This window comes from Streptomyces sp. NPDC001980, assembly GCF_040296885.1.
Classification (GTDB): Bacteria; Actinomycetota; Actinomycetes; order Streptomycetales; family Streptomycetaceae; genus Streptomyces.
In genome coordinates this window covers 23996-32757 of record NZ_JBEOYD010000072.1, presented here as the reverse complement: position 1 = coordinate 32757, position 8762 = coordinate 23996, and the positions used below count along the sequence as shown (strand labels likewise).

Here is an 8762-nt window from a genome sequence, read left to right as displayed (position 1 = left end):
AGGGTGGTCGAACCGGCGGTGACCGTCAGCTTGTCGTACTGGGTGCTGGTGGTGGTCTCGGCCGTGTCGACGTGCAGGTAGAAGGTGAACGTGGTGGCGGTGCAGCCGGACGGGATGGTCACCGACTGGGACAGCGTGTCGGTGTGGGTCGATCCGTAGCCGTCGAGCCACGCCTTGTAGGAACCGGTACGGGCCGCCTCGCCGCTGTCAGTGGTGATGACACCGCTGGTCGCGGTCCAGGTCGTGTTGCCCGACTCGAAGCCCGGGTTGCCGAGCAGCTGGGACGAGGTGCAGGTGCCCCCGCCGCCGCTGGAGCTCACGGTCCAGGTGAAGGAGGCCGTGCCGGTGGCACCCGTCGAGTCGGTCACCGTGACGGTGGTGCTGTAGGTGCCGGCCGTCGTGGGTGTGCCGGTGATGGCGCCGGTCGAGCTGCTGATCGACAGGCCGGTGGGCAGGCCGGTCGCCGCGTAGGTCAGCGAGCCGCTGTTGGTGCTGCTCGCCGATATCTGCAGGCTCACCGCGGTGCCGACGGTCGAGGACTGGCTGCCGGGGTTGGTGACCGTGACGCCCGAGGTGGGCACGGTGATGTGGCTGCCGACGTTGATGCCGGCGAACGCGTTGCCGACGCCCGCGTACTGGGTGGAACTGGTGCCGTACAGCGCCGCGGCCGCGTTCAGGGCGGCGGTGCGGGCGGCGGAGTAGTTGGTGCTCGACGTCATGTACGTCGTCAGCGCCTTGTACCAGATCTGCAGGGCCGCGGCCCGGCCGATGCCGGCGACGGCGACGCCGTCGGAGGTCGGGCTGTTGTACGTGACGCCGTTGATGGTCTTGCTGCCGCTGCCCTCGGACAGCAGGTAGAACATGTGGTTCGCGGGGCCCGAGGAGTAGTGCACGTCCAGGTTGCCGACCCCGGAGTACCAACTGTCGGCCGACGAACCGTCCTTGTCCGGCTCGTCCATGTACCGCAGCGGCGAGCCGTCGCCGTTGATGTCGATCTTCTCGCCGATGAGGTAGTCGCCGACGTCGGAGGAGTTGTTGGCGTAGAACTCCACCCCGGTGCCGAAGATGTCGGAGGTCGCCTCGTTCAACCCGCCGGACTCACCGGTGTAGTTGAGCCCGGCGGTGTTCGAGGTGACGCCGTGGCTCATCTCGTGGCCCGCGACGTCGAGCGAGGTGAGGGCGTGGGTGCTGCTCGTACCGTCGCCGTAGGTCATGCAGAAGCAGTCGTCGTCCCAGAAGGCGTTGACGTACGCCGTGCTGTAGTGGACGCGGCTGTAGGCGGCGACACCGTCGTTCTTGATGCCGCTGCGGCCGAAGGTGTTCTTGTAGAAGTCCCAGGTCATCTGGGCGCCGTAGGCGGCGTCGGCGCCGGCGGTCTGGGTGTTGGAGCCGGATCCGGTGCCCCAGACGTCGTCGGTGTCGGTCATCAGGGTGCCGGTGCCCGACGTGCCGTTGTTGAGGCTGTACGTCTTGTGGCCGCCGCGCGTGGTGTCGTACAGCTGGTACGTCGAACCCGACAGTGTGGTGTTCAGGGTGACCGTGCCGCTGTACTGGGTGTTGCCCGTGCCCGTCTGGACGGCCTGGTAGCGGTAGAGCTCCTTGCCGGTGGTGGCGTCCGTGACGACGTGCAGCTTGCTGGGCGTGCCGTCGTCCTGGAAGCCGCCGATCACGGTCTCCCAGGCGAGCTTCGGGGTGCCGTTGCCGGCCCAGATCACCTTGCGGGCGCTGTCGGCGACGGGCTTCTGCGCGTCGAGGGCCTTGGCCGCCTTGAGCGCCTTGGTCTGGGCGGCGGTCTTGCTGTAGGCCGCGCTGACCGTGGGCACCGTGATGGTGCGCTTGTTGTTGAAGGTGGTGCTGACCGTGCCGGCCGCGAGGGAGGCGGGCGGGGTGTGCACGACCAGGTCGCCGCCGAGGACCGGCAGACCGGCGTAGGTGCGCTCGTAACGGGTGTGCACGGTGCCGTCGTTGTCCTTGACGACGTCCTTGACGACCAGCTTCTCCTTGGCGCCGAGGCCGATGGTGCGGGCGGTCGCGGCGGTCTTCTGCTGGGCGCTCTTGAGCAGCGCGGTGTGCTGGGCGGGGGTGAGCTTGGCCTCCAGGCCGCCGGTGCGCACGGGGGTGGGGTGGGGTGTGGCGGGCTGGGCGTTCGCCGGGACCGACTGGATGCCGACGGCGAGGAAGGCCGCGGTGGAGACCAGGGCGGCTCCTACCGTGGCCCGTCTGTGGGGAAGACGTCTCACTCGTACTCCTCCTGCTGCGGCCGCCGGGTCGCGGCCGGTGACAGACCGGGCAGACGGGGATGTGCTGTCCGGGACGAGCTGAGCTGTGCGGGAACCGGGATCCAGGGACCGGGGTGCGTGGTCCGCGATCCGTGGACACGCCAGGGAGAAAGCGTGTGCTGAGCGAGGATTCCAGATTTGACCCGCGCATGTCAGCCACGTCGAGGTCGTTCGAGGGTTTTCCCTATGCACGGTGGGGCGGTCGCGACGATGCGGCGCTCACGGGGACGGCAGACGCACCATGAACACGTCCACCTGGTCCTCGCTCTCGACCCGGAACCCATGGCGCTCGTACAGCCGCCGGGCCGCGCTGCCCTGCAGGACGTTCAGCCGTACCGGGACGCCGTCGCGGTCGCACCGCTCCAGCACCTCGCGCAGCACGGCCGAGCCGATGCCCCCGCCCTGCGCGTGCGGGGCCAGATAGAAGTGTTCCAGCCAGCGGGTGTCACCGGCCGGCCGCAGCGCCACACAGCCGGCGAAGGCGCCGGCCGTCTCGATCACCCAGGTGTGGGCCGCGTCGAACCCGTCCCGCAGCCGCTGCCGCACCCGCCGCTCGTCGTACCGACCGAGCCGCTCCAGGTCGTCCCGCATGACGACGGCACGCAGTTCGGCCACCGCCTCGACGTCCGCGTCCGACGCCGGCCGGATCTTCCAGTCCGCCATGATCGACACGCTATCCGCCGCGGCGGGAGCGGGGCGAGGAACCCGGTGCGGCCGACGGACCGTCGACGGGCACGCCCGGGTTCGAGCACCAGCCCGAGCCAGGCCAAGCCGACCGATTTATCATGATTCAGAACGAATACAACAGCCTCGCACCCCCGACCGACCGTCGGCAGCTCCCACCCCACGGAAGGGGCTCACGCATGCGGGTCTTCATCGTCGGCACAGGCAACATGGCGGGCGGTATCGCCACCCGGGCCCTGGCGGGCGGGCACACGGTCCGGTTGGTCGGCACGGATCCGGCCAAGGCCGCGACGCTCGCCGACGCCCTGGGCGAGCGGACGCCGGGGGCGGACGTGGCGCCCGCCGTGCCGGACGCGGTCGGGTCGGCGGACGTGGTGGTGCTGGCCGTGCCGTTCGACGCGGCCAAGCAGGTCGTGACCGAGTACGGGGACCAGCTCGCCGGGAAGACCGTCGTCGACATCTCCAACCCGGTGGACTTCTCGACCTTCGACTCGCTCACGGTGCCACCGGACAGCTCCGGCGCCCAGCAGCTGGCCGAGGCCGCCGCGCCGGGCACACACATGGTGAAGGCCTTCAACACGACGTTCGCGGGCTCGCTGGTCGCGGGCGAGGTGGGCGGGCTGCCGCTGGACGTGTTCATCGCAGGCGACGACGCGGCGGCCCGCGACCAGGTGGCCGAACTGGTCACCTCCGGCGGGCTCAACCCGGTGGTCGTCGGCGGACTGCGCCACGCCCGGGAGCTGGAGGGCATCCAGCTGTTGCACATGGCCCTGCAGACGCGGCCCGAGGGGCACGGCTGGATGAGCGCGATCAAGATCGTCGCGCCCTGAGCTCCCTGAGCTCCCTGAGCTCCCTGAGCCCCCCTGCGCCCTGGCTGGAAACCGCGCGTGCGGCAGCTGTGGCGGTCCGTGGTTCCCGAGGGGCAGCTGAAGTCCCGGTGAACGCCCCGGCGCACGCCCCCGGCGCGTAGTACCTTCCCCCACAACAGCCGTGACTCTGGGGGGAGTTGCACGCATGCACGGCACGACGGACGGTTTACACTACGGCGCGGTGACTCCGGTCGCGGCTTATCTGATGGCCTGTCTGGGCGGGGCGCTGGGGCTTCGCTGCATCGTCAGGTCGCTGTACCACCACGGGGAGTCGTGGCGGCCCGGCTGGCTCGCCCTGGGGGCGGCCTCGATCGGCTGCGGCATCTGGACGATGCACTTCATCGCGATGATCGGCTTCCATGTCCAGGAGACCACGATCCACTACGACGTGGGGCTGACCCTGCTCAGTCTGGCGGTGGCGATCCTGGTGGTCGGTATCGGCGTCTTCGCGGTCGGCTACCGGGGCGTGACCACGGGGACGCTCTGGACGGCGGGCGTGATCACCGGTCTCGGCGTGGCCGCCATGCACTACCTGGGCATGGCCGCGCTCCGCCTTGACGGAACGATTCACTACGACCGGGTGACGGTCGGCCTCTCCGTGCTGATCGCGATCGCCGCGGCGACGGCCGCGCTGTGGGCGGCCGTGTCGGTGCGGGGCTTCACCGCGAGTCTGGGCGCGAGCCTGGTGATGGGCCTCGCGGTGTCCGGCATGCACTACACCGCCATGGCGGCGGTGAGCGTCGATGTGCACCCGGCGTCCGCCACCTCCTGGTCGAGCGCGTCACCGACCTCGCTGCTGCTGCCCATGCTGCTCGGCCCGGTCGTGTTCCTGCTGCTGGCCGGGGTGGTGGTGATGTTCGACCCGCTGCTGGTCCTGGGCGAAGGGGACTGGGACCGGCAGGCGGCCGGGGCGAACGATCCGGCGACGGCGTCCGCAAGGGCGGCGCACTCGCGTCCGCCGGGCCGGCGCAGCGCGCGCACACTCCGGAGCCGCGACGGCCGCTCGCCGCGCCCGGCACCCGGCGGCGCGGGCCCGCAGGCCACGGCGACGCACCCCGCACCGTCCGGCACGGACCGGTACGGCACCCCGGGCCGCCCGGCACCCGGCGGCCCCGGCCGGTTCGGCACCCCCGCCCGGCCCACGCCGGGCGGTACCGGCCGGTTCGGCGGCCCCGACCACCCGGCGCCCGGTCCGCAGGAACCGTACCGGGCCCCCTCGAACCCGTACGAATGGTGACCGGGTCCGGCCCGAACCCCCGTCCCGCGACCACCCGTTGATCGTTGTACCGTTCCCGCGTGTCTGACTCCTCACGCGAAACCGCAGAAGGCGCCGGCTGGGGCGAGGCCGAGCGCGGCGCCTACCGCCAACTGATGCCCGACCATGTCGAGAAGCTGTTCTGGTTCAACCCCAGGACCATGTGGGCCGCCCGCAACGGGGTGCTGGCGTCCTGGTTCGGCGACCCGACCGGCCGTACCCGCAGCCGCTGGGTGGCGCAGCAGGCGGCCGCCGGGGCGCCCGCCGACAAGGTGATCCGGCGCCATGAGGCGGACCGGTTCTCGTTCATGGTGATCGGCGACACCGGCGAGGGCGACGACTCCCAGTACGCCGTCGTGCCGGGGTTCCTGAAGGCGAGTCAGGACACCGACTTCGCGGTGATCGCGAGCGACGTCATCTATCCGGTCGGCACCACCGACGACTACGGCACCAAGTTCTTCCGCCCGTACCGGGACTATCCGGCGCCGATCTACGCGATACCCGGCAACCACGACTGGTACGAGGACCTCGGCGCGTTCATGCGCGTCTTCTGCGACGACGCCCCGGCGCTCCCGGACGAACCGAGGCCGCGCCCGCTCACCCGCGCGTGGTGGCGCGCCCTGCTGTGGCACCACCCGCGTTCGGCGGACGAGCAACTCCTCACGGACGCCCGGAAGTTGCGGCCGAGGCAGGAGCAGACGGCCGTCCAGCCGGGACCGTACTGGGCCATCGACGCCGGGCCGGTCCGGATCGTCGGCATCGACACCGGCCTGCTCGGCACCATCGACGCCGAACAGGGCGCCTGGCTGCGGGAGGTGTCCCGGGGGCCGCGTCCGAAGATCCTCGTCACCGGCTCCCCGCTGTACGTGGACGGCGAGCACCACCCGTGCGCGATCGAGGGCGGCGGCACGGTCGACGACATCGTCCGCGACCCGGCCCATCACTATGTGGCGGCGATCGGCGGTGACATCCACAACTACCAGCGCTATCCCGTCGACGTGGCCGGGCGCACCATCCAGTACGTGGTGGCGGGCGGCGGCGGTGCCTTCATGCACGCCACCCACACCATCCCGCCGGTGTCGATCGCGAACGTCACCGAGGACGACTTCCGCTGCTACCCGTTGCGCGGCGACTCCCTCGCCTTCTACAGCCGGCTGTACGGCCGCCGGCTGCGGCTCCGCCGCTTCTTCACCCTCACCGAGGCGGAGGCGACGGCCGTGATCGCCGAGCGCCTCGGCATCAGGCCCGGCCGCACGCCCGCCGCGGACACCCGGGTCACCCGCCGCACCCGCCTGGTCGCGTCCCTGCTCGGGGCCGGCAGCCGCCCGGACCGCGGCCCGCGCTTCCGGCTGCCCGTGAAGAAGATCTACACCCAGCTGTTCTCCCCCGGCTCGGCCACCTACAGCCCGCCCTTCTTCAAGTGCTTCCTGCGCCTCGACGTCGGCCCGGAGGCGGTACGGCTGCGCTGCTTCGCCGCCACCGGGAACCGCCCGCAGGAGCTGGACCCGCCGGTCGAGGACGAGATCGTCATCCCCCTGACCTGAACCGGAGCCGATCCGGAGGCGATCCGGAGCTGATCACACTCCCGCAATGTTCGGGTGCCACAATCGGGGCAGAACTGACGTACGACCGCTGGAGGACCCGTGCCGTCCACCCCCCGCCCCCTGCGCAGACTGGGCTTCCTCACCATCGGCCTGTTCGACGGCGCGGATCCGGGCCGGGGGCACGAGTCCACGCTGGAGATCATCGAGCTGGGCGAGCGGCTGGGCTTCGACAGCGCGTGGGTGCGCCACCGGCACCTCCAGTACGGCATATCGTCACCGGTCGCCGTCCTCGCGGCGGCCTCGCAGCGCACCAGCCGGATCGAACTGGGCACCGCGGTGATCCCGCTGGGCTGGGAGAACCCGCTACGGCTCGCCGAGGACCTGGCGACCGTCGACATCCTCTCCGGCGGCCGCCTCAACCCCGGGGTGAGTGTGGGCCCGCCCATGCACTACGAGCAGGTCAGGGAGGCCCTCTACCCGGACACGGCGGATGTCGAGGACTTCAGCTACGAGCGGGTGCGGCGGCTGCTGGACTTCGTCCGGGGCAAGCCGGCCACCGACTTCAGCGGGGTGGAGGGCTTCGAGGTGTTCTCCGACGTCGTCCAGCCGCACTCCGCCGGGCTCGGACGGCGGCTCTGGTACGGCGGCGGCAGTCTCGGCTCGGCGCGCTGGGCGGGCGAGCACGGCATGAACTTCCTGACCAGCAGCGTCGTACGGGCCGGAGACCCGGCGGACGCGTACGACTTCGCCGAGATCCAGCTCTCGCACATCCGCGAGTTCCGCGCCCATCACCCGGACGGCGAGGCGGCCCGGGTCTCCCAGGGCCTGGTCGTCATCCCCACCGACTCCGCCACCCCCGAGCAGCGCGCCAAGTACGAGGCGTACGCGGCCAAGCGCCTGCCCCGCACCACGGCCCCGCAGGGTCCCGGGCGGCTGCTCTTCGCGCCGGACATCGTCGGCACCTCGGCGGAGATCGTCGAGCAGCTGCACGCTCACGCCGCCTTCCGCGAGGTCGACGAGGTGGCCTTCGCCCTGCCGTTCACGTTCGAGCACGAGGACTACGTCCAGATCCTCACCGACATGGCGACCCGCCTGGGCCCGGCGCTCGGCCGGCGCCCGGCGACCACCGCCTGAGTCACCAGCGGCGCACCTCCGTGCCGGTCACCGGCTCCGACGGCTTGCCGTCCACCCCGACCGGCACCTCGCCGTGCAGCATCACCCGGTGCATGACGCGGGGGTGGCCGAGGTGGGCGTTGTCGCTCGGCGCGAGGTGGATGGTGGCCCTGTTGTCCCAGAAGGCGACGCTGCCGGGCTCCCAGCGGAAGCGGACCGTGTACTCGGGCCGTACGGCCTGTTCGAGCAGCATCTCCAGGAGTGCGGCGCTCTCCGGGCGGGAGACGTCGGCGATCTGCTCGACGTAGTAGCCGTTGACGTACAGCACCCGCTCCCCGCTCTCCGGGTGGACCCGTACCAGCGGGTGCACCGAGGCCACCTGGTGGTCAAGGAGGTGGCGCAGGTATGTGTCATCACCGGGGCGGGGCTGGTAGCCGACGCCGAGGCGGTGCTCGGCGCGCAGGCCGTCGACGAAGGCTCGCACGGGCGCCGAGAGCCCGGCGTAGGCGGCGGCCAGGTTGGCCCAGGTGGTGTCGCCGCCGTACGGCGGGACGGTCTCGGCGCGCAGGACGGTCGCGGCGGGCGGGTCGATGCGGGCGCCGTGGTCGCAGTGCCAGCCGCGCAGCAGGGTGTGCCGGCGCCGCTGGAGCCACTCCTCGTGCGCCATCCCGAACCGGCCGCCGAGCTCCAGCCGGTCGGCGGTGGTCTCCACCTCGGGGAAGCCCGCCGGTGAGGCGCTGCCGCGCCGGCCGAGCACCACCGGTTCGCCGAAGCGGCGGGCGAAGGCGACGTGCCCGGCGTGGTCGAGCCGCTGGTCCCGGAAGAAGACGACCTTCCAGCGCAGCACGGCCTCCCGGATCAGGGCGACCACTGTGTCGTCGAGTTCCGCGGTGAGGTCGACCCCGGTGATCTCGGCCCCGATGTGCCCGGCGACGGGGTGCACCTCGACCGCCTGGTTCCCCGTGCTGCTTTCCGTCGTCATGTGCGCTCCGCTGGTCGTCGGTACCGGCCTCTGGAG

General features: G+C 71.6%; 6 protein-coding genes and 1 pseudogene. 4 read left to right on the top strand and 3 right to left on the bottom strand.

Features of this window, described 5'->3' with window-relative positions:
• Both ABT137_RS48750 and ABT137_RS48745 read right to left on the bottom strand, forming a co-directional pair.
• The coding region (locus tag ABT137_RS48750; RefSeq protein ID WP_351720027.1) for a M4 family metallopeptidase at positions 1-2240 on the bottom strand (2240 nt) is incomplete at its 3' end.
• Positions 2241-2498: 258 nt separating this feature from the next.
• Entirely contained in the window at positions 2499-2942 is a 444-nt protein-coding gene (locus ABT137_RS48745; RefSeq protein WP_351720025.1) for a GNAT family N-acetyltransferase, read from the bottom strand.
• Between the two features lie 200 nt (positions 2943-3142).
• Between ABT137_RS48745 and ABT137_RS48740 the strand changes: the two genes are divergently transcribed.
• The 4 genes and pseudogenes from ABT137_RS48740 to ABT137_RS48725 all read left to right on the top strand — a co-directional run bounded on the left by ABT137_RS48740 (position 3143) and on the right by ABT137_RS48725 (position 7765).
• Positions 3143-3793 carry an NADPH-dependent F420 reductase gene (locus ABT137_RS48740; protein WP_351720023.1) on the top strand — a complete coding sequence of 217 codons (651 nt, stop codon included), beginning with the start codon at positions 3143-3145 and terminating at the stop codon, positions 3791-3793.
• A gap of 184 nt (positions 3794-3977) precedes the next feature.
• Positions 3978-4737: pseudogene (locus ABT137_RS48735) on the top strand (MHYT domain-containing protein); the annotation flags it as partial.
• Positions 4738-5128: 391 nt separating this feature from the next.
• Entirely contained in the window at positions 5129-6631 is a 1503-nt protein-coding gene (locus ABT137_RS48730) for a metallophosphoesterase family protein (RefSeq protein ID WP_351720021.1), read from the top strand.
• A gap of 99 nt (positions 6632-6730) precedes the next feature.
• Entirely contained in the window at positions 6731-7765 is a 1035-nt protein-coding gene (locus ABT137_RS48725; protein ID WP_351720019.1) for an LLM class flavin-dependent oxidoreductase, read from the top strand.
• 1 nt (position 7766) lies between these two features.
• Here the strand turns inward: ABT137_RS48725 and ABT137_RS48720 are convergent, their stop codons facing one another.
• Positions 7767-8726: a TauD/TfdA dioxygenase family protein gene (locus tag ABT137_RS48720; protein WP_351720017.1), complete on the bottom strand. Its 960-nt coding sequence runs from the start codon at positions 8724-8726 to the stop codon at positions 7767-7769.
• Positions 8727-8762 lie beyond the last annotated feature (36 nt).